Annotated in this window: 16 protein-coding genes; 8 read left to right on the forward strand and 8 right to left on the reverse strand. The window is 61.8% G+C overall.

What is annotated here, in order from left to right:
• Positions 1-212: 212 nt before the first annotated feature.
• Positions 213-506, forward strand: coding sequence for a hypothetical protein (locus K3174_RS16520; RefSeq protein ID WP_221560544.1), 294 nt, complete (start codon positions 213-215; stop codon positions 504-506).
• A gap of 196 nt (positions 507-702) precedes the next feature.
• On the opposite strand, the gene K3174_RS16525 is transcribed toward K3174_RS16520, so the two are convergent.
• A complete protein-coding gene (locus K3174_RS16525; protein ID WP_221560545.1) occupies positions 703-1305 on the reverse strand; it encodes a TetR/AcrR family transcriptional regulator in 603 nt (200 codons plus the stop codon).
• A gap of 95 nt (positions 1306-1400) precedes the next feature.
• On the opposite strand from K3174_RS16525, the gene K3174_RS16530 reads away from it, so the two are divergent.
• From K3174_RS16530 to K3174_RS16545, 4 genes are read left to right on the forward strand one after another with little or no spacing between them, the layout of a single operon-like run.
• Complete coding sequence (locus tag K3174_RS16530) at positions 1401-2534, forward strand: ABC transporter permease (RefSeq protein ID WP_221560546.1); 1134 nt, start codon at positions 1401-1403, stop codon at positions 2532-2534.
• Positions 2534-3277 (forward strand): ABC transporter ATP-binding protein, encoded by a 744-nt coding sequence (locus K3174_RS16535; RefSeq protein ID WP_221560547.1) that lies wholly within the window; start codon positions 2534-2536, stop codon positions 3275-3277. The genes K3174_RS16530 and K3174_RS16535 overlap by 1 nt, the downstream gene beginning before the upstream one ends.
• A gap of 1 nt (position 3278) precedes the next feature.
• Complete coding sequence (locus K3174_RS16540) at positions 3279-4259, forward strand: efflux RND transporter periplasmic adaptor subunit (protein ID WP_221560548.1); 981 nt, start codon at positions 3279-3281, stop codon at positions 4257-4259.
• Positions 4256-5665, forward strand: coding sequence for an efflux transporter outer membrane subunit (locus tag K3174_RS16545; protein ID WP_221560549.1), 1410 nt, complete (start codon positions 4256-4258; stop codon positions 5663-5665). The genes K3174_RS16540 and K3174_RS16545 overlap by 4 nt, the downstream gene beginning before the upstream one ends.
• On the opposite strand, the gene K3174_RS16550 is transcribed toward K3174_RS16545, so the two are convergent.
• The 4 genes from K3174_RS16550 to K3174_RS16565 form a co-directional block, all read right to left on the reverse strand.
• Complete coding sequence (locus K3174_RS16550) at positions 5662-6426, reverse strand: SDR family NAD(P)-dependent oxidoreductase (protein WP_221560550.1); 765 nt, start codon at positions 6424-6426, stop codon at positions 5662-5664. The two genes, K3174_RS16545 and K3174_RS16550, sit on opposite strands and share 4 nt — an antisense overlap.
• Positions 6427-6502: 76 nt before the next feature.
• Positions 6503-9307, reverse strand: coding sequence for a TonB-dependent receptor (locus tag K3174_RS16555; protein WP_221560551.1), 2805 nt, complete (start codon positions 9305-9307; stop codon positions 6503-6505).
• Positions 9308-9460: 153 nt separating this feature from the next.
• Positions 9461-11506 carry a 3-hydroxyacyl-CoA dehydrogenase NAD-binding domain-containing protein gene (locus K3174_RS16560; protein ID WP_221560552.1) on the reverse strand — a complete coding sequence of 682 codons (2046 nt, stop codon included), beginning with the start codon at positions 11504-11506 and terminating at the stop codon, positions 9461-9463.
• Complete coding sequence (locus K3174_RS16565) at positions 11503-12741, reverse strand: serine hydrolase domain-containing protein (RefSeq protein ID WP_221560553.1); 1239 nt, start codon at positions 12739-12741, stop codon at positions 11503-11505. The genes K3174_RS16560 and K3174_RS16565 overlap by 4 nt, the downstream gene beginning before the upstream one ends.
• 179 nt (positions 12742-12920) lie before the next feature.
• On the opposite strand from K3174_RS16565, the gene K3174_RS16570 reads away from it, so the two are divergent.
• Both K3174_RS16570 and K3174_RS16575 read left to right on the forward strand, forming a co-directional pair.
• Positions 12921-14654, forward strand: coding sequence for a class I adenylate-forming enzyme family protein (locus K3174_RS16570; RefSeq protein ID WP_221560554.1), 1734 nt, complete (start codon positions 12921-12923; stop codon positions 14652-14654).
• Positions 14651-15874, forward strand: coding sequence for a TetR/AcrR family transcriptional regulator (locus tag K3174_RS16575; RefSeq protein ID WP_221560555.1), 1224 nt, complete (start codon positions 14651-14653; stop codon positions 15872-15874). Before K3174_RS16570 ends, K3174_RS16575 begins: the two co-directional genes overlap by 4 nt.
• An 84-nt stretch (positions 15875-15958) precedes the next feature.
• Here the strand turns inward: K3174_RS16575 and K3174_RS16580 are convergent, their stop codons facing one another.
• The gene (locus tag K3174_RS16580) at positions 15959-17029 is read right to left on the reverse strand and encodes an acyl-CoA dehydrogenase family protein (protein ID WP_221560556.1); all 1071 of its coding nucleotides are present in this window, start codon (positions 17027-17029) and stop codon (positions 15959-15961) included.
• Positions 17030-17048: 19 nt separating this feature from the next.
• Positions 17049-18260, reverse strand: a complete 1212-nt coding sequence (locus K3174_RS16585) for an acyl-CoA dehydrogenase family protein (protein WP_221560557.1) — start codon at positions 18258-18260, stop codon at positions 17049-17051.
• A 105-nt stretch (positions 18261-18365) separates the two neighbouring features.
• Here K3174_RS16585 and K3174_RS16590 point away from each other — a divergent pair, with 105 nt between their 5' ends.
• Positions 18366-19259, forward strand: coding sequence for an HpcH/HpaI aldolase/citrate lyase family protein (locus K3174_RS16590; RefSeq protein ID WP_221560558.1), 894 nt, complete (start codon positions 18366-18368; stop codon positions 19257-19259).
• Here the strand turns inward: K3174_RS16590 and K3174_RS16595 are convergent.
• The gene (locus tag K3174_RS16595) at positions 19256-19990 is read right to left on the reverse strand and encodes a 3'(2'),5'-bisphosphate nucleotidase CysQ (RefSeq protein ID WP_221560559.1); all 735 of its coding nucleotides are present in this window, start codon (positions 19988-19990) and stop codon (positions 19256-19258) included. The two genes, K3174_RS16590 and K3174_RS16595, sit on opposite strands and share 4 nt — an antisense overlap.
• Positions 19991-20169 lie beyond the last annotated feature (179 nt).

Below are 20169 nucleotides of genomic sequence, written 5' to 3' on the forward strand. Positions count from 1 at the left end.
ATCACCGCTCCACAAAAGAGCAGCAATCAGACTATCCGACCGGGGAGTGGCAAGGCGGCCTCCAGGCCACGCTTACGAAGATGCCCGATGTTCCGCATGCGATCCGGCTCACGTTCCTTTGAACGGCACTCGCGGCCAGCCGCGATCTTGATCGTCAGGCCCGCGCCAGATAGCCTTGGAAAATGTGCCGGGACAATTCAGGAGAACGGTCGGTGACTGGTGGCAACTGGATTGTCTACGTCGATGACAACTACCACTATATGGACGAGGACGAACGGTATTGTCTCGGAACGTTCAACAGCTTGGATGGAGCCGTGGCCGCCTGCCGAAAAATTGTGGATGAGTTTCTGCAGGGCAATCCCGCCAAGACGGCCGGCGAACTCTACGATCAATACAAATCGTTCGGAGAAGATCCGTGGATCAGGGGGCCGTCTCTCGGGTCCGAGAACCCGCCATTCTCGGCTTGGGACTATGCCCGGCAGCGCTGCGACGAACTGCGGCCATAGGCTGACGCCTGCGATTCCAGAGGATTCCCATTTCCTCCCAACGATTTGTGGCCGTTCCGTGCGATACGATGCCGACTTTTGGCCGCCGAGATCGGCCTGGCCTACGGAAATAAAATAGTATTTCGAACGCCGGAGTAGCCGTCATAGCCTAAAGGTCGCAGGTTGAAATCCTGCCCCACGACCGTCAGTCTGCCGTTCAGCGTTTGGCATAGGCGCGGCAGAATACCTCGACAGCGCCTTCGATACGCTCGCGATTGCGCTTGAGGTCGTCGGGTGCGCCGAAACGGCGTTCGAGATCGCCTATGCCCTTGCACATGCTGGCGAATTGTTCGGCGGCAAGTTCGGGATTTTCCACCTGAATTTCCCCATTGTCGTGCATGGCGGCAAGCAGGGCAGCAAAGGCTCTCATCATACGGTGTGGACCAGCGGCAAGAAAGGCCGCTCCTACTGCCGGCTCATGCTCTGTTTCGGCGGCAACGCGGCGTTCGAACTGGATCATTTTGGGCCGCGACAGGAAGGCGACCATCGCTTCGGCAATCGCGGTCAGCCGGTCACGAAGGTCACCCGAAGGTATCTCGGGCACTTTCATGCTTTCGCGCATCTGCTCGCATTCGCGCTCTACGGCAGCTGCGAACAGCGATCGCTTGTCACCGAAGCGGTTGTAGACCGTGACCTTCGACACGCCAGCATCGGCAGCGATTTGTTCGATCGAACTGCCGGCATATCCATGTTCGAAGAAGCTCTTGGCAGCCGCGGTCAGAACCGCTTCGCGCTTCGCCTCGTCCGCCGGGCGCCCCATCCGCTTCGATTTCCTGGTTGACAAATTGAACGCCTCCGTTCATTTGAACGATGTCGTTCAACAATGGTCGAATCGGAGGGGGAAGGCAAGCCGACGTGCTCTGGATTGCGATCAGGATGCTTACCGGCGATGCCCAGAAGTTCTACGGGCTTGTTTTCGGAATTGCGTTCTCGACCCTGCTGATCACTCAGCAATTGACGATTTTCGTCAATCTGATCGAACGCGGCGCGAGCGGAACGTACAATGTTTCGAACGCCGACATCTGGGTGATGGACCCCGTCAGCCGGACTACCGATGTCGCCTACGCCATGCCTGCCACCGCGCTCGATAAAGTACGCAGCGTGCCGGGTGTCGAATGGGCCGTTCCCCATCTTCGCTCTCAAGCCAGCGTTCGGACCAAGGACGGCGATCTCGAAGGGGTCGCCGTGATCGGGGTCGATGATGCAACGCTGATAGGCCTGCCCAAACGTATGCTCGAAGGCTCGCCAGATGTCCTTTCCCAGCCGGACAGTGTCATTATCGACGATGTCGGGATGACCCGTATGTTTCCGGACGGGTCGCCGATCGGGGAGCGGCTCGAACTGAACGATCAACGTGCGGTTATTCGCGGAATTGCCGACGCGATCCCGAGCTTCACCAGCACGGTGGTGCTCTATACCAAGTACAGCCAGGCACTGAACTACGTGCCGGGCACGCGCAATCGCCTGTCCTTCGTATTGGTCGGTGCCGAAGAACCAGCTCAGGCCAAAGCTCTGTCCGAGCGAATAGAACGCGAAACCGGCCTGAAGGCGCAGACCCGTGACGAATTTGCCCAAGACGGTATCGATTTCATCATCGAGAATACCGGCATTCCGCTTAATTTCGGTATCACCGTAGCGCTAGGCTTCATTGTCGGCGTGGCCATCGTCGGGCTGACCTTCAGCCTCTTCATTCGCGACAATATCAAGCAGTTTGGCGCGCTCAAGGCGATCGGGGTCACCAATGCGAAGATCCGCCGGATGGTTGCCGTGCAAGCGGGGCTCGTCGGTCTGACCGGCTATGGGCTCGGAGTGCTGGGGACTGTAATCTTCATTTGGAGCTTTTCAGCGGATCCGACCTTCAAGGGTTTCTATATTCCTTGGCAGATCCCTCTAATCAGCGCGCTCGCCGTGTTCGTCATCCTGGCGCTGACGGGCTGGCTGGCGCTGCGCAACGTGCTTAAGACCGAACCCGCATCGGTATTCCGCTGATGGGACAGCCGCTCGACACGACCGCAATCGGTGGTTGCAATCCCGAGGCTGCGATCTGCACGCGCGAAGTGACGCGCGATTTTCGGGCCGGCCAGCAGACCATCACCGTACTACACGGGATCGACCTCGATATTCGCGCGGGAGAGCTCACCTTCCTCGTGGGCGAAAGCGGGTCGGGCAAGACCACACTGATCTCGATCATGTGCGGCATTCTCTGGCCTACTTTGGGAGAGGTGAAGGTATTCGGCACCGACATCTACGAGCTCGGCGACACCGAACTTGTCGAGTTCCGCCTCAACAATATCGGCTTCATCTTCCAGCAATACAATCTCATCCCTTCCATCGACGCGGCCAACAATGCCGCAGTGCCGCTGATTGCGCAGGGGATGGACCGGATCGAGGCGCGCGAGAAGGCGGTCGCCATGCTGGAAAAGCTCAATATCGGAGACCAGGCCAGCAAACTGCCAAGCCAGCTCTCGGGTGGCCAGCAACAGCGCGTCGCCATTGCCCGCGCGCTGGTACACGAGCCGCGCCTGGTGGTCTGTGACGAGCCAACCGCCGCGCTAGATGCTACCTCGGGTCGTCGGGTGATGGACCTGCTTCGCGAAGTGGCCGTCGCAGAAGACCGCGCGTGCATCATCGTTACCCACGACAATCGCATTTTCGACCTCGCCGACCGTATCCTCGTACTCGAGGACGGGAAGATCACGCATGACGGCAAAGACATGCCCGAAGGACACTGACATGGCACTCGACTGGAAGAACCTCAGCTTTTCGCGCCAGATCCTGCCGATAATTGCGGTCATCGGCTTGATTGCGGCGGCGGCCTTCATTCTCGCGGGCCTGCCCGATCGCGAGCTGTCCGAGCCGGAGCGTGAACCGCCGCGCGCGCCCGAAGCGCTGGCCAATGAAGCTCGGGTTGCCGGTTCGGGCGTCGTCGAACCCTCGAGCGAGACCATCCAGATCGGCTCGGCGCTGTCGGGCCTCATCACCGACCTGTTGGTGCAGCCCGGCGACCGTGTTGGCGAAGGGCAAGTGCTCTTTACCGTCGACGATCGCGCGGCCCGTGCGCAGCTGCGCGAAGCCAATGCCGCCATAGCCGAAGCGCGGGCCTCGATCGCCGAGGCTCGGACTGCCCAGGCGACCGCTGCTCGGCAACTGACGCTGTATCGCAATGTCGATGATCCTGCTGCGGTCAGCCGCAGCGAGGTTATCCGGGCGGAGGGCGAGGCTTCGGCGGCGCGAGAACGCAGGAAGCTGGCGGAGGCTCGTCTGCAAGCTGCTCAGGCGCGGGCAGGTTCGGCGCAGACGGAGATCGGCCGTCTCACCGTCCGTGCACCTATCGCCGGCGAAATCCTGGCCGTGAACATCCGCAAGGGTGAATATGTCAGCACCATGGGCGGCGGATCGCAGCCGTTCATCGAAATGGGCCAGACGCAGCCGCTGCATGTCCGGATCGATATCGACGAGGAGCAGGCGCCGCGCGTGGCGCTCGGTGCACCGGCAACGGTCAGTCCGCGCGGGGCTGCGGATCGACAGGTCGAAGCGGTCTTCGTCCGTGCCGAGCCGCTCGTCGTGCCCAAGCGTTCGCTCACCAACAGTGCCGCAGAGCGCGTCGACGTGCGCGTTCTGCAGGTCATCTATCAATTGCCCGAAACCGAAGGTCTGTTCCGTGTGGGGCAGCAAGTGGATGCCTATATCGCGGCGAGGGGATCCGACCAATGAGAGGCCGCTCGTTCCTGGTCGCGGCCAGCGCGCTGTCGCTGGCAGCCTGCGCCGCAGGCCCTCCTCCCGAAATAGCGACGCCGGCGCCGGTTCTGCCGGACAGCTATCTCTTCGCTCCTGACGACCAAGCGGGCGCTTCGCTAGCTGCGCTGATGCCGACAGGCGATGCGGCTTTCGACACTTTGGCGGCCCAGGCGCTTGCCTCCTCGCCCTCGCTTGCGGAGGCAGCCGCGCGGGTCGAGCAAGCCCGCGCCGGAGCCAACCGGGCGGGAGCCGAGCTTCTCCCCAACATCGGTGCCAATGCATCTGTCACCGGTACGCGGACCAATCCCGGCTCGTTCGGGGCCAACCTGCCGCCCGGCATTTCCTTCGATACCGAACGGGTATCCTATGCCGCCAACCTGACGGCGAGTTGGGATCTCGACCTGTTCGGCCGCCTGAAGGCGCAGCAGCGCGCAGCGCTGGCGCGTGTCGATGCCGCCGATGCAAGTGCGCGGGCCGTCCGGATCGCCCTGTTGTCGGAGATCGCCGCCAGTGTGATCGACTGGCGGACGCTGGAAGCGCGCGAAGCGGAGATCCGCAGCGATCTCGCTTCGGCGGAGAATCTCGCTCGCCTTTCCGGAGTGCGCGAGCGGGCCGGTATCGCCCCCGGCTTCGACAGGGTCCGCGCCGAAAGCTCTGCTGCGAGTTCGCGCAGCCGCCTGTCCGCGCTCGGCAGCGAGCGCGCCCGTCTGCTGGGCCGGCTGGTGACGCTGACGACGCAGAGCGGGGCGCAGGTTCAAGCTGCGTTGGCCCAAGGGAAATCGGAAGACGCGACGACGCTTCCGCCTGCTGCGATGCCGTCGGCTCTGCTGGTCAACCGGCCAGACGTATTGGCTGCTGCGGCAACACTGGCAGCCGAAGATGCAGAACTGGCCGCGACCGCTCGGCGACGGTTTCCGGTCTTCGACCTCTCGGGCGCCATCGGCCTGTTGACCTACGGGATCGGCAATCTCTTCGACACCGACTCCCTCGTCGGATCTCTGGCTGCAACCATTGCCGGGCCGCTGTTCGATTTCGGGCGCATAGAGGCTGAAATCGAGGGCGCTGCCGCAGAAAAGAAAGCTGCGTTCGAGGCCTATCGAGAGACAGTTTACACGGCACTGGGAGATGTGGAGGCCGGCTATGGTCTCGTCGCGGCCGCCGATAACGAGGCAGACGCTGCGTCCGCCGAAGCGGCTCAGCTCCAGCGTGCGGCGCGACTGGCGAACACGCGCTACGAGGCTGGCCTCGCCGATTTTCTCACGGTGCTGGAAGCCCGCCGGGCGGCCGACGCCAGCGGAGAACGCGCCGCAGCGGCGCTGGGCCGGGCGCGGCGTGCCCGTGTACTGTTGTGGCAGGCACTGGGCGGTAGCGAGCTGTCCTAGATCGTCGCCCCGCCATCGACCACGATGGTCTGGCCCGTAGTCCATCGGGCGGCGGGCGAAGACAGATAGACAGCTGCTCCTGCAATGTCTTCTGGTGCACCGATGCGACGCATGGCCAACGCCTTTTCGGTCGCGGCCAGTGCTTCCGGATTGTCCCACAATGCCTTGGCGAAATCGGTCTTCACCAGGCCGGGAGCGATCCCGTTTACCCGGATGCCGTGTTTGCCATTCTCGGCCGCGTAATTGCGTACCAACTGGAAATCTGCGGCCTTCGATATGCAATATGCCCCTATCGTGGTCGAGGCACGCAGGCCGCCGATCGAACTGATCACCACGATGGCGCCGTCGCCCCTGTCGCGCATGTCCGGCAAGGCGAGCTGGACCAGCCAGTGGTTCGAGATGACGTTATTGTCGAGGATCTTGCGAAACTGCTCGTCGGCAATTCCATCCATCGATCCGAAATAGGGATTGCTCGCCGCATTGCAGATCAGGATATCGACCGGGCCGAGTGTGGCTTTGGTCTGCGCGAAGAGATCTTCGAGTTGCGGTTTTTCCGAAATGCTGGCTGCGATCGCCACGGCCCGCCTTTCGCCATGCGTGGCATTGATTTCCGCCGCGACTTGTTCGCAGGCATCTTGCTTGCGGCTGGATATGACGACCCGGGCGCCCTGTGCAGCCAGCCCTTCGGCGATGGCGCGGCCGATGCCGCGGCTGGATCCGGTCACGATGGCGACCTTGTCGGTCAGGTCGAATGCGGACATATCATGGTCTCCGATACAAATGCGAAAGGCCCGGCATCGCGCGACGCCGGGCCCCTTTCGATAGTTCGAGACGCCGTCAGAAGCCGGCGCGCACCGTGACGCCATAAGTCCGCGGTTCGGCAAGGAACGCCGAATATGTCTGCTGCGGAGCTACGAACGGAGTGTTGAACGCCACCTGGGTATAGTCCTCGTCGAACAGGTTGTTTGCCCAGAACTCGAGGCCCCAGCGCCGGTCGGGACCGGTGATCCCGATACGGCCGTTGACCACGACATAGGAATCCTGCTCCTTGCCGTACAGCAGGTCCGATCCGGTGTTGAAATCGTCGGTCATGCGGGCGTTGACGAAGAACAGGCCCGACAATCCGGAACTGCCGATCGGCGGGGTCCAGCTGAGCGATGCCGTACCTACTATCTCGGGCGCGTTCGACAGATTGTCGCCCGGCAGCAGCCGCAGCGCCGGATCGAGCGGCGACCCGTCATCCGTGCCGACAAGATTGTCCTCGTAACTGGTATCCGAATAGGTGATACCCATCGTCATGGTCAGGTCGCGGATCGGGCTGAGCGAGGTTTCGAATTCGAAACCTTGAGCGATAACGCCCGGGGCGACATCCTCGACTGCGCAGGCGCCGGTCGTCGGGCTGGCGTCACGATCCCCACCGCCAAGGTCGGTATCGCAGCCGTTGACGTTCTGGACCAGGAAGACCGAACCGTTGAAGGTATTCAGCTGGAAGTTTTTGAATTCCTGACGGAACGCCGCCACACTGAAGCCGAACTTCCGACCTGCATATTTCACCCCGATCTCATATGCGTCGACCTTCTCGGCATCGAACTGAAGGTTTGCCGTATTGAGGTTGCTCGCATCGAGGAACAGGGGGTTCGCCAATGCCGACCGGTCAAGGTTGAAACCGCCCGCCTTGTAGCCCTTCGAATAGGAGGCATAGGTCAGCCAGTCGGGATCGGGCTTCCAGCTCAGGATCGCCGTGCCGGTGAACTCGTCCTCATCGCGGGTATCCGAAATGGAGATCCCATCGAGTTCAGCGGTCGAGTTGCCTTGGCACGATAGAGCTATGACGCCACCGATTAGTGCCGCTGGAACAGTAGTCTGTTGAGCGCCTAGAAGATATGGCAGGAACTGTTGCCTGACTGCTGGACAGACGGTGTTATCATTGCCGAACGAAGCGTCGAAATCCTTTGTTTCGCTGGTGTAGCGGACACCTAGCGTGAGATCGATCGTGTCGGTTATGTGAACGATGTTATGCGTGAAAAGCGCATAGTTTTCGCTCTTCTGATTATAGACGTCGCCAGTTCCCCCAAGGTCATTCACGCCACTAAGAGCAACCAGTCCATCAACGAGAGCTTGACCGCCAATGATCGGGCCGGCGCCATCCGGGTCAGGAAAGATCCCGGCGAGAAGTCCGGCAGTTCCTCCGGGCAGAAGAGGATTGTCCGGAACGAGGCAACCGGGGCTGGCGGGTGATCTTGGCAGGGCCGGGCTGATTGTTGCCAACAGGCGGCAACTTGCGAATGCACCATACTGCGTGCCGAACCGCAGATTGTCGCGGGTCTGCAGTTTTTCGTTGGCGTAATAGGCGCCAACAAGCCAGTCGAGCCGGTCGTTGAAAGCCGTTCCGTTGAGGCGGAATTCCTGCGTGAACGTCTTGAACTCACGCGCACCGGCGTCATCGCCCGGAGCGCGGTAGAGGATGTCGACCTGGGTGTAATCGGTATCCGACGCCTGATTGTTCGAATACTCGCGATAGCCGGTAATCGACGTCAGGGTAATGTTCCCAAAATCCCAGTTGAGTTCACCCGATATGCCGTAGTCTTCGGTTTCGCCGGCGTAGCTCCGGCCAGGGGTCACGTAGATGTCACGGTCAAAGGTTGAGCCATTGAGGGCGGCTGGGTTCTGCCCAAGGCTCAGCAGGACCGGAATGATGGGGTTCGCGGTGCTGGTTAGCGCTGGAGTTAGGCTACCCGGATAATCGAAGGGTGCGTTTGAATCTGATGGGGCCAGATCATCAGAAATACGAGCCAGAGGGGCAAAATCGGCCTGAACGAAAGTCGCCGCGCAGCAGGCTTCGTCCTTCTTCGAGTAATCGCCCACAAGCCGGAAGCTGATGTCTTCGGTCGGCTCGAACAGCACTTGCGCGCGAACGAGATAGCGGTCGCGATCGTTGATGTCGGTGTCGTTGACGACATCGTTGTAGAAGCCGTCGCGCTTGAAATAGACGCCGTCGATACGGGCGGCGACGGTTTCGCCAAGCGGTGCGTTGATGCCGCCTTCGATCTTGATCGCGTCGAAATTGCCGTAAGTGAAGGCACCATAGCCGGAAAACTCGAACTCGGGCGGCGCAGTGTAGATGTTGATCAGGCCGGCCGAAGAGTTGCGGCCGCCAAGCGTGCCCTGCGGGCCGCGCAGGATTTCGACCCGATCGAGCGGACCGAGTTCGGAGAGCGCATTGCCCGAGCGCGAGCGATAGACGCCATCGACGAAGACCGCGACCGAGCTTTCGAGGCCGGGATTGTCGCCGACCGTGCCGATGCCGCGGATACGGGCCGAGCCGTTGGCTTCGTTGCCAGTCGATGAAACCAGCAGCGAAGGGGCAACCTGGTTGAGGTCGCGAATGTCGGCTACGCCGGATTTCTCCAGCAGTTCGCCGGACACGGCGGAAACGGCAACCGGAACATCGGCGAGCGCCTGGTCACGACCCTGCGCGCGGACGATGATGACATTGCCATCATCGACATCTGCCGGTTCGGCTACATCGGTTTCCTGCTCGGCAGCCACCTCGGCCTGTGCTTGGGCAGTAGCGGGCACGAAGGCGAGCGCCCCGGCCAGTGCCCCAAGGGCGCAATGGTGACGTAGTCCGAATCTTTGCATGGGTTTCTCCTCTCCTCTGGGCTGCTCCTTTTTGGGCGCATACCCTTACATCGAATTTCAAAGCGTATTGCCGTTTTATGTCAAGGCTCAACGGCCCAACGTATCGAATCAATCGTCGAATTGCGTACCGCTGTTTCGAAATTGCCGCACTTATTAGGGTTTGTCGTTGAACTTTCCATCGCCCTCGGCCGTCGATCGAAGGCGGTCGCTGACCGGAAGGCCATATTCCTCGAGGCCTGTGGCGACGGTGTGGAGGCCGATCGTGTCCGCCCAGAACATCGGTCCGCCTGTATAGAGCGGCCAGCCATAGCCATTGATCCATACGACATCGATGTCGCTGGCGCGCTGGGCCATGCCTTCCTCCAGGATCTTAGCACCTTCGTTGACCATTGGATAAAGCAGGCGTTCGCGGGTCTCGTCCTTCGAGATTTCGCGTCGCTCCTTGCCTTCCTTGGCGGCGAAATCGGCGATGATCCGCTTCACCTCGTCCGACGGTGTGCGATTGCGCGCTTCGTCATAGTCGTAGAAGCCCTTGCCATTCTTCTGCCCGAAGCGTTCCGCTGCGCAGAGCGCCTCGCGGATCGTCGTGACCTTGGTCGGGTCGCGGTGCCAGCCAATGTCGATGCCGGCGAGATCGGCCATCTGGAACGGGCCCATGGGGAAGCCGAAATCGAGCAGCACATCGTCGACGTCCCAGTAATTCGCACCTTCCATTATGAGTTCGTTGGCTTGCTCCTGACGCTTCGACAGCATGCGGTTGCCGATGAAGCCCGGGCACACGCCCGATACGGCGGCGACTTTGCCGATGGCTTTGGACAGCTTCATCACGGTCGCCAGCACGTCATGGCGGGTTTCCTTGCCGCGGACCACTTCGAGCAGTTTCATCACATTTGCGGGCGAAAAGAAGTGCATGCCGACGACATAGCCAGGCCGCGTCGTAGCGGTGGCGATTTCGTCGATGTCGAGATAGCTGGTATTCGATGCGAGGATCGCGCCCTGCTTCACCACCTCGTCCAGCTTGCCGAAAACCTGCTTCTTGACTTCCATATTCTCGTAAACGGCTTCGATCACGAGGTCGCAATCGGCAAGATCGTCGTAGGACAGCGTCGGTGTGAGCAGTCCCATGGCTTTTTCGACCTGCTCGGCGGTCATCCGCCCGCGCTTGGCGGTGCTTTCGTAGTTTGTCCGTACTGTTCGGACCCCCCGATCAAGCGCATCATTCGCCATTTCTAGGATCGTCACCGGGATTCCCGCCGACAGGAAGTTCATCGAAATGCCGCCACCCATCGTCCCGGCACCGATTACCCCGATCTTGCGGATCGGGATAAGCGGCGTGTCGTTCGGCACGTCGTCGATTTTGTTCGCGGCCCGCTCGGCGAAGAAATAGTGCCGCATTGCAGCGCTTTGCGTGCCGGTCATGAGCTTCATGAATAGCTCGCGCTCCTTCTTCACGCCTTCGGCGTAAGACAACTCACCCGCCGCCTTGACCGCTTCGATCGCCGAATTGGGGGCGTCGAAACCGCGGATCTTGCGAGCCTGGGAGGCGCGGAAACGGTCGAAGAGATCGGGGTCGCGCACCCCGTCATCGTTGGCTTTGCCTTCCGAAGCGCGCGGCACCGGCTGGCCGATCCTGGATTTTGCGAAAGCAATGGCCTCGGCCTCGAGGCTATCTTCACCAGCGAGGGCATCGATCAACCCGACGGATTGCGCCTTCTTCGCGGAAATCGGATTGCCGTCGACAACAAGGGGAAGGGCAGCCTCCGCCCCGACGAGGCGTGGCAGGCGCTGCGTACCAGCAGCGCCCGGGATCAGGCCCAGCTTCACTTCGGGCAAGCCGAGCTTGGCCGACGGAACTGCCACGCGGTAATGACAGGCCAGCGCCACCTCGCACCCGCCACCAAGCGCTGTACCGTGGATTGCGGCAACCACCGGTTTGTCGCTTGCCTCCATCGCGTCGAGCGTTTCGGGCAAGTTCGGGCCTACGGGCGGCTTGCCGAATTCGGTAATGTCGGCGCCGGCGAAGAAAGTCTGCCCATCGCAGCGAATCACGACCGCCTCGATACCGTCATCCGACAAGGCCTCTTCGATAGCGTCCTTGAGGCCGGCGCGCACCGCCTGGCCAAGCGCATTGACCGGCGGATTGTCGGAAATGACGACGAGTACGTTGTCATGGCGCTCTGTACGGATCGGGCTGGTCATATGGCGTGGCTTTCTGTGAGAGCGGAGTAGATCAACGTCTTCAACTGACGCCGGATCGGGTAGGTCGAGGAGGGATAAACCTGCGTCATGAATACCATGGTGATCCGTTCGACCGGATCGACGAAGAAGGCGGTCGAATAGGCGCCACCCCAGTAGAATTCGCCAAGGCTGGAGGGCATTAGCGTTTTTGCCGGGTCGATCACCATGGCAAAGCCCAGGCCGAAACCGGTCCCGGCATTGTTGGCTTCGGAAAACAGGCTGCTCGAAATCTCGGTGAGGTCGGCATTGCCGGGCAAATGATTGGTGCGCATAAGGCGCAAAGTCTTCGGGCTGACGATCCGCGCGCCATCCAGTTCGCCGCCATTCAACAGCATGGTTGCAAAGCGGTGATAGTCGGCGATGGAGCCGACCAGTCCCCCGCCGCCGCTGTCGAAGGTCCCCGGTTGGGCAAGCTTGCTGGTCGCGCCCGCGCTGATCATACGCCGCGATTGGCCGGGGCGATAGGCATAGGCGTCGACCAGGCGCTCGAGATCGCTCTCCTCCAACCCGAAGCGTGTGTCGGTCATTCCCAGCGGGGCGAAGATATGCTGCTCGAAATACTCACCGAGCCGCATCCCGCTGATGCGCTCCACCGTTATCCCGAGTACATCGGTCGAGACCGAATAGTTCCACCCATCACCGGGAGCGAATTCCAGCGGGAGCGTGGCGAGCTTTTCGACGAAGCTATTGCTGTCGAGGTGATCGCGGGCAAAATCGAAATTATGCTCGCGATAAACCGCGTCGATATTGTTGCGGTTCTGAAGCCCGTAGGTGAAGCCCGACATGTGGGTCAGCAGATCGACGAAGCGGATCGGAGGCGCAGGCTTGCCGGGCGTGAAGGGGATTGACCCGCCGCCGCCCGCATAGATCTTTAGATCGGCGAACTCCGGAAACACGCGGGTTATCGGTTCCTCCAGGGCAACCTTGCACTGTTCGACGAGTTGCATGAAGGCGACCGAAGTCACCGGCTTGGTCATGCTGGCGATGCGGAACAGCGCGTCATCGCGAAGTTCGCGCTTGTCGTCTCCCATGGTGCCAAGCCTGGTGTAATAAACCGGCTTTCCTTCGCGGGCGACGACCAGCTGGGCATTCGGCAGTCGGCCGTTGTCGATATAGGTCTCGACGAGGAAGGTGGCGATTTGCGCCAGCCTGCCGGCGTCGAATCCTTGGCTTCCGGCGTCTGCCAGATCGAACATCCCTCTCTCCTCTCCGCGCATACCTATGCTTCGGTTTTACCCGAATAGCGAATTCATCTGTTCTTGCCACCCTCATACCTTTGCTTCGAAGGCGGCTTGCGCGAAGCGGCTGGACGGGGTTAGACCAACCGACTGAGAGAAGAGACTCGCCGTCAAGGTGGGGAGATGAGAGGATTGCAATGATAGACCTCGCGCGTGCGATCGAGTTCGTGCCGCCGCCGGGCTGGCCGGCCATGTCCAGGGCGCAATGTATCGAGCGCTTGACCGCACCGGGCGAACGTTTCGAAATGGACACGGTCGATATCCGCGGGGTGCCGACGCGCGTCTGGAAAAACGCCCCGGACAATCTGCGGCAGGTGGCCATGGTCGCCCGCATGCATGGCGAGCGGGCCTTTGCCGTCTACGAGGACGAGCGCGTTACCTATGAAGGCTGGTTTCGTGCGGTGGCGCGGCTGGCTGCCGAACTGCGTGCCCGAGGTGTCGAAAAGGGCGACCGGGTTGCGCTGGCTATGCACAACCTGCCCGAATGGCCCGTGGCCTTTTTCGCCGCGACCACGATCGGTGCGATCTGCGTGCCGCTGAATGCCTGGTGGACTGGGCCCGAACTCGCCTTCGGTCTCGCCAATTCGGGCACGAAGCTGCTGATCTGCGATGCCGAGCGCTGGGACAGGATCGCACCGCATCGTGGAGAGCTTCGCGATCTGGACACGGTGATCGTAGCACGAGGCGATAGGACAGAAGGTGCGGAAAGGCTCGAGGATATCCTCGGCTCACCGAAGGACTATGCCGCATTGCCCGCCAGTGAACTGCCCGACTGCCAGATCGCGCCCGAGGACGAAGCGACGATCTTCTATACCAGCGGGACCACGGGCCAGCCCAAGGGTGCGCTGGGCACACATCGCAACCTTTGCACCAACATCATGTCGAGTGCCTATAATGGTGCCTTTGCGGCCTTGCGCCGCGGTGAAGAACCGCCGGCGCCGGCGCAGAAGGTCGGTCTGGTGGTCATTCCACTGTTCCACGTCACCGCCTGTTCGGCGGGTCTCATGGGCTATGCCGTGGCCGGGCACACCATGGTCTTCATGCACAAATGGGACCCGGTGGAGGCGTTCCAGCTGATCGAGCGCGAGAAGGTCAATCTGACGGGCGGCGTGCCGACTATCGCCTGGCAACTGCTCGAACATCCCGAGCGTGCGAATTACGACCTCTCCAGCCTCGAGGCGATTGCCTATGGCGGTGCGCCTGCTGCGCCCGAACTGGTGCGCAAGATCCACGAGGAGTTCGGAGCCCTGCCGGCCAATGGCTGGGGCATGACCGAAACGATGGCGACCGTGACCGGCAATTCCAGCGAGGACTATCTCAACCGTCCCGATAGCTGCGGACCGCCCGTTGCAGTCGCCGATCTCAAGATCATGTCGGACGACGGAGCCAGCGAACTGCCAGTCGGCGAGGTTGGCGAACTCTGGGCGCGCGGACCGATGGTGGTGAAGGGATACTGGAATCGGCCCGAAGCGACCGCCGAAACCTTCATTCAGGGGTGGGTGCGCACGGGCGATCTTGCGAAACTCGACGACGAAGGCTGGTGCTATATCGTCGACCGGGCGAAGGACATGATCATTCGCGGGGGCGAGAACATTTATTCCTCAGAGGTCGAGAATGTCCTCTACGACCATCCCGCCGTGACCGATGCAGCGCTTGTCGGCATCCCGCACAAGACACTTGGCGAAGAACCGGCAGCAGTGGTTCACCTTGCTCCCGGCATGTCAGCGAGCGAAAGCGAACTGCGCGAATGGGTTGCCGCGCGACTGGCGAAATTCAAGGTGCCCGTCCGGGTGGCTTTCGTCGAGGACACGCTACCCCGCAATGCCAACGGCAAAATCCTCAAGAAGGATCTGGGGGTCTTCTTCGAATGAGCCCATCTGCCACACGCAAGTTCGGCGAGAAGCGCGATGCTATCGTCAATGCGGCATCGGTGCTGATCAACGAGGTCGGGGTACAGGCGACCACACTGGCTGAAGTCGCGCGCGCCATCGGCCTCAACGCGACGAGCGTGACCTATTACTTTCCGCGCAAGGAACAACTGGTTGTCGCCGTCTATGACGAGACGCTGACGCTGATGGAGCGGATGGCGGCCGAGGCGCTGGCACAGCCCGATCCCGCGGCGCGTCTCCGCCGCTTCGTTGCAGCTCATGTGGCGCTGAGAAAACGCATCCGGGCAGGCGAACGCGGGCTGACCACGGCGCTGTCGGAAATACGCACGCTCGACAAAGAAGCTTATGACAAGCTGATGGCGCACTACCTGCGTGTGGTTGGACTGATCCGCCAATTCTTCGGCGAGTGGCGCAGCAATGAAGAGCGCGCGCTGTTCTCGGTCCGCGCGCATATCCTGCTCGAGGCAATGATGTGGTGGCCGATCTGGTCGATACGCTATTCCGTGCTCGATTTTCCGCGCATTGAGGAACGGCTGTTCGACGTGCTGGCCAACGGCCTGCCTGGCAAACGCGGTAGCTTCGATCCGCAGAAACTCGTCGGCAACTGGCGCACTCTGGACGAGGACGAAGCGGGCCAGAACGAGGCCTTTCTGCGCGCAGCGACCGTGACGATCAACGAACGCGGGTATCGCGGGGCGTCGGTCAACCGCATCGCAGAAAGCCTCAACGTTACCAAGGGCAGCTTCTATCATCATCACGAAGCGAAGGACGATCTCGTGCTCGCCTGCTTCCAGCAGAGCTACGACCGCCTGTCCGCTGTCCAGATCGCCGGGCGCGATATCGAGACGGATTGCTGGACCAGATTGTCGAGCGTGCTCGCGGAGCTCGTCGATGTGCAGTTCTTCGACCGCACTCCGCTGCTGCGCACCACCGCACTGCAAGCGCTCGATGCCGAACACAAGGTCGATGTGGTCACCCGGTCCAACCGACTGGCGCGGCGTTTCGCGGGGATGCTGATCGACGGGATAGCCGATGGTTCCGTGCGTGCGATCGATCCGCTGGTGGCAGGGCAGGTGCTGATGTCGACGGTCAATTCCGCCTATGACGCCCGACATTGGGCAGCCCGTTTCGAGCGGCCCGAGCTTGCCATCAGGACCTACCTGTCGGTGATGGCGGAAGGCATGCTCGCGCCGTCGGCATGAACCACGATATCCAACCGCAGTTGTTGGCGTAGAACACGTCGGTCGAGCCCTTCGGTCTGCGTGCCCGCGCTGATGAGCGTTTCCTCAGTAACCGGAGAGTTTGGCGAAGCGATCCTTGAGGTAACTCGACGAACCCCAGCTTGCCTCGAGCACGCGTGCGCGCTTGAGGTAGAAGCCCACATCGTACTCGTCGGTCATGCCGATGCCGCCATGTAACTGGATGCCCTGGTTGCTGATGACATGCAGCACACGGTTGGCTTCGGCCTTCGCGATGATCGCAGCGCGCCCCACACCGAACCCGCTATCCACCGCCTGCAGACCCGCTTCGACCGCCGAGCGCATCTGCGCCAGATCGGCGAAGAGATCGGCCATGCGATGCTGCAGCGCCTGGAAGGTGGCGAGCACCTGGTTGAACTGCACGCGCTGTTTCAGGTAGTCGAGCGTCGTGTCGAAAACCGCCTGCGCCATGCCGAGCATTTCGGCTGCCGTGACCACCTGCGCCCGCGCCAGCACGTCGTCGAGCAGGCTATCGCCGCCATTGGCCAGCCTGTCTGCCGCAGCGCCGTCGAAAGCGATATCGGCATGGCTGCGCTGATCGGTCAGCTTACGGGTGGTGAGCGCAACTCCGTCGCCTTTCTCGACGAGATAGAGGCCATCCTTGGCGGCGACCACGAAGAGGTCGGCGCCATGCGCCTCGTGGACGAAGGCTTTCTTGCCAGTCAGCTTGCCGCCCGAAACGCTGGTCTCGATCGCCGAAGGGTCGTGCTGCGCGCCTTCGTCGACTGCGAGCGTCGCCACGGTTTCGCCGCTGGCAAGACGGGGCAGCCACTTGGCTTTCTGCTCTTCGCTACCGCCGAGCACGATCGCGCTGGCCGCGATCGTGGTGGCCACCAACGGGCTGGCGGTCAGCGTCTTGCCGAGTTCTTCGACCACCAGGCCTGCGGACATGAAGCCAAAATCCGATCCGCCATGCGCTTCGGGGACGATGATGCCGGCCCAACCCATCTGCGCCATCGTCGCATAGGCATCGGCGCTGTAGGCACGGGGTTCGCCCGCCCCGCGCACCTTGCGGAATTCGGTCACCGGGCTTTCGTTGGTCGCCCATTCGCGCGCCATGTCGCGCAGCATTTCCTGTTCTTCGTTGAGAACTGCCATGATCCTGTGCTCCCCTCTCTTACTGGTGGTCGAGCATGCCGAGCACGCGCTTGGCGATGATGTTGTTCTGGATTTCGGTCGATCCGCCATAGATCGTCGTTGCTTTGCCGAACAACCAGCCGCGCACGGCCTCGAGTTCGCCGTCGGTGAACTCCTCGCCTTCCCAGCCAAGACCCTGCAGCCCGCGGATTTCGATCAGCAGCTCGCTGCGTTCCTGGCTGAGCTTGGTCCCGACCTTCTTCAGTACCGAACTGATTTCGGAAACGCCGCCCTGTGCCTTGCTCTCCTCGACCGCGCGGCGCGCTGTGAGCAGGAAGCTGTTCCAGCGAATTTCGAAATCGGCGATCCTGTCGCGCAGGACCCGGTCGGTCAGTTCGCCGTCGGCATCGGTCTCGCCGTATTTCTTGGCGATCTCGCCAAGGCTCTGACCCATCAGACGGGCCAGGCTGCCGCCGCCGGAAATATTGGTACGTTCGTGCTGCAGCAGGCGTTTGCCGATCGTCCAGCCCTGGCCTTCCTCGCCGACGAGGTTCGCCTTGGGCACTTTCACATCGGTGAAGAAGGTTTCGCAGAACGGGCTGGTGCCGCTGATCATGGTGATCGGGCGAACCTCGACGCCCGGTGCGTCCATATCGATCAGCATGAAGCTGATGCCGCGGTGCTTGTCGCTCTTGTCAGTACGCACGATGGCGAAGCACTTGTCGGCCCATTGACCGCCGCTGGTCCAGGTCTTCTGGCCATTGACGACGTAGTGGTCGCCCTTGTCTTCGGCAAAAGTCTGCAGATTGGCGAGATCGGAGCCGGCATTGGGTTCCGAATAGCCCTGGCACCAGCGAATTTCGCCGCGGCAGATCGGCGGGATATGCTCGCTCTTCTGCGCTTCGCTGCCATATTCGAGCAGGGTGGGGCCGAACATCATGACGCCCATGCCACCGATCGGGTTGTAGGCCCCGGCTTTCGCAAATTCCTGTTCGACAATCTTAGCTTCGCTTTTGGTGAGACCGCCGCCGCCATATTGCTTCGGCCAGGTGGGGGTGCCCCAGCCACGTTCGCCCACGGCCTCGCGCCATTTCGTCTGAGCAGGCGTCTCGTCTGTTGGCCCGTCGACGCCGGCCAGCGCGTTCGCCTTGCCCTTCAGCTCATCGGGAAAATGGTTTGCGAGAAACTGCTGCACTTCGGTACGGAACGCCTCTTCATCGGCGTGGACATCGGGTTCTAGCTGGGTCGCCATGGCCTTACTCCTCTCTCGCGACTCCCATACCGCAATCTTGCCGGCCACGGAAATACGCTAGGGCATGCTTGACGCGTGGACGGGTTTGGGTGTGAAGCGTCTGGCATGACCGATAATTCCAATCCCCAAATCCGCATGCGCAGCTGGCTGTTCGCTCCCGGCGACAGCGAAAAGAAGATGACCAAGGCCGCGGAGGGCGATGCCGATATCGTCATCTTCGACCTGGAGGATGCGGTGGTCGAGAGCGGCAAGGCCGACGCCCGCATGGCAATCGCCGAATTCCTCAACGGCAGGAGCGATGCGGAGCGGGCACGCCTGTGGGTGCGGGTCAATCCGCTCGACGGTGCATGGACGGCGGACGATCTCGCCGCAATCATGCCTGCGTGCCCCGGCGGGATCATGCTGCCCAAGTCCCGCGGACGGCACGATGTCGAGGAACTCGACCGCCAGATGACCGCGCTCGAGTTGGAAAACGGCATCGAGCCCGGCTCGACGCCGGTGATCGCACTGGTGACCGAAACCGCCGCCGCCATGTTCACCACCGGCGATTACGGCGATGCACCGCGTCTAGTTGCCATGACGTGGGGAGCGGAAGATCTTGCCGATTCTCTTGGGGCGCAAAGCAATAAGGATTTCGAAGGCGACTTTGCCTTTACCTACAAGCTCGCGCGTAGCCTTTGCCTGCTTGGCGCGGCCGCCGCCGAAGTTCTTCCGGTAGAGACGATCGACACGAACTTTCGCGACCCGGAAGCGCTGCGCAAGCGTGCGATCGAGGTTCGCCGACAAGGATATCGCGGAATGCTGGCGATCCATCCGGCGCAGGTGCCGGTGATCAACGAGGCGTTCAGCCCGAGCGACGAGGAAATCGCCGAGGCCCGCGAGATCGTGGCGCTCTTCGAACAGAATCCCGGTGTCGGGACGATCGGCTGGCATGGCGGTATGCTCGACCGTCCGCACCTGTCTCGCGCACGCCAGCTATTGGCGCAGGTGGAGGATTAAGCGGAAAGCTGCGCGACTTCGGCCAGGACCCGGTCCGCCCATTCCGGTCGGCAAATCAGCAGGTCGGGCATGTAGGTATCGGGATTGTTGTAGACCAGCGGGCTGCCGTCGATGCGGCTGGCGTGCAGGCCGTGCGCCAGTGCGACCGCAGCTGGGGCGGCGCTGTCCCATTCGTACTGGCCGCCGGTGTGAAGATAGATTTCCGCTTCCCCGCGAACGATCGCCATGGACTTTGCGCCCGCCGAACCCATACCGATCAGTTCCGCGCCGATGGCTTCGGAAACCGTGACGGCTTCGGCCGCCGGACGTGTGCGGCTGACGACCATACGCGGTTTGTTGGCTGCGGCAGGTATTTTGATGAGGGTATCGGTTCTCAGTATCGTGTCGAGCCCGGGAAGCGCGACGGCGCCGATCTCGGGCCTGCCGTTCACGCATAATGCCACATGGACGGCCCAGTCGGTCCGCGCTTCGCCATATTCACGCGTGCCGTCGACCGGGTCGACGATCCAGACGCGATCCTTGGACAGCCGCTCGTCGGTATCTTTGCTCTCTTCGGACAAGAGCCCGTCATCGGGCCGCTGTTCGCGTAGCGCGTGGACGAGAAACTGGTTCGCGGTCTGATCACCCGCCTTGCCCAGCGCCTTGCCCTCGAACATTCCGCTTGTCCGCACCTCGATCAAGATCCTGCCGGCGACTTGGGCAAGATGGGCGGCAAGTTCGGCGTCCGTCATTGATCTGGAATCCCTGAATATCCAAAAAAACCGGGGTTCGCATGGCAGACCGACGCTGCCTTGCGAACCCCCGAAAACATGCGATTGCGAAATCAGGCGACTGCCGGTCGTCGAGCGAAGAGGCCGAATCCTGCGATGATGGCGTAGCAGGCGATGGGTATGGTCATGGCGACGGCGAG

Origin of the sequence: Qipengyuania qiaonensis (assembly GCF_019711515.1) — a bacterium.
Classification (GTDB): Bacteria; Pseudomonadota; Alphaproteobacteria; order Sphingomonadales; family Sphingomonadaceae; genus Qipengyuania; species Qipengyuania qiaonensis.

What these genes read in the sequence shown, in the direction of transcription:
- K3174_RS16590 (WP_221560558.1), top strand. Translation starts at nt 18,366, where the DNA reads ATGACCGATAATTCCAATCCCCAAATCCGCATGCGCAGCTGGCTGTTC.
- K3174_RS16570 (WP_221560554.1), top strand. Translation starts at nt 12,921, where the DNA reads ATGATAGACCTCGCGCGTGCGATCGAGTTCGTGCCGCCGCCGGGCTGG.
- K3174_RS16565 (WP_221560553.1), bottom strand. Translation starts at nt 12,741, where the DNA reads ATGTTCGATCTGGCAGACGCCGGAAGCCAAGGATTCGACGCCGGCAGG.
- K3174_RS16580 (WP_221560556.1), bottom strand. Translation starts at nt 17,029, where the DNA reads ATGGCAGTTCTCAACGAAGAACAGGAAATGCTGCGCGACATGGCGCGC.
- K3174_RS16540 (WP_221560548.1), top strand. Translation starts at nt 3,279, where the DNA reads ATGGCACTCGACTGGAAGAACCTCAGCTTTTCGCGCCAGATCCTGCCG.
- K3174_RS16550 (WP_221560550.1), bottom strand. Translation starts at nt 6,426, where the DNA reads ATGTCCGCATTCGACCTGACCGACAAGGTCGCCATCGTGACCGGATCC.
- K3174_RS16575 (WP_221560555.1), top strand. Translation starts at nt 14,651, where the DNA reads ATGAGCCCATCTGCCACACGCAAGTTCGGCGAGAAGCGCGATGCTATC.
- K3174_RS16525 (WP_221560545.1), bottom strand. Translation starts at nt 1,305, where the DNA reads ATGGGGCGCCCGGCGGACGAGGCGAAGCGCGAAGCGGTTCTGACCGCG.
- K3174_RS16560 (WP_221560552.1), bottom strand. Translation starts at nt 11,506, where the DNA reads ATGACCAGCCCGATCCGTACAGAGCGCCATGACAACGTACTCGTCGTC.
- K3174_RS16595 (WP_221560559.1), bottom strand. Translation starts at nt 19,990, where the DNA reads ATGACGGACGCCGAACTTGCCGCCCATCTTGCCCAAGTCGCCGGCAGG.
- K3174_RS16585 (WP_221560557.1), bottom strand. Translation starts at nt 18,260, where the DNA reads ATGGCGACCCAGCTAGAACCCGATGTCCACGCCGATGAAGAGGCGTTC.
- K3174_RS16555 (WP_221560551.1), bottom strand. Translation starts at nt 9,307, where the DNA reads ATGCAAAGATTCGGACTACGTCACCATTGCGCCCTTGGGGCACTGGCC.
- K3174_RS16535 (WP_221560547.1), top strand. Translation starts at nt 2,534, where the DNA reads ATGGGACAGCCGCTCGACACGACCGCAATCGGTGGTTGCAATCCCGAG.
- K3174_RS16545 (WP_221560549.1), top strand. Translation starts at nt 4,256, where the DNA reads ATGAGAGGCCGCTCGTTCCTGGTCGCGGCCAGCGCGCTGTCGCTGGCA.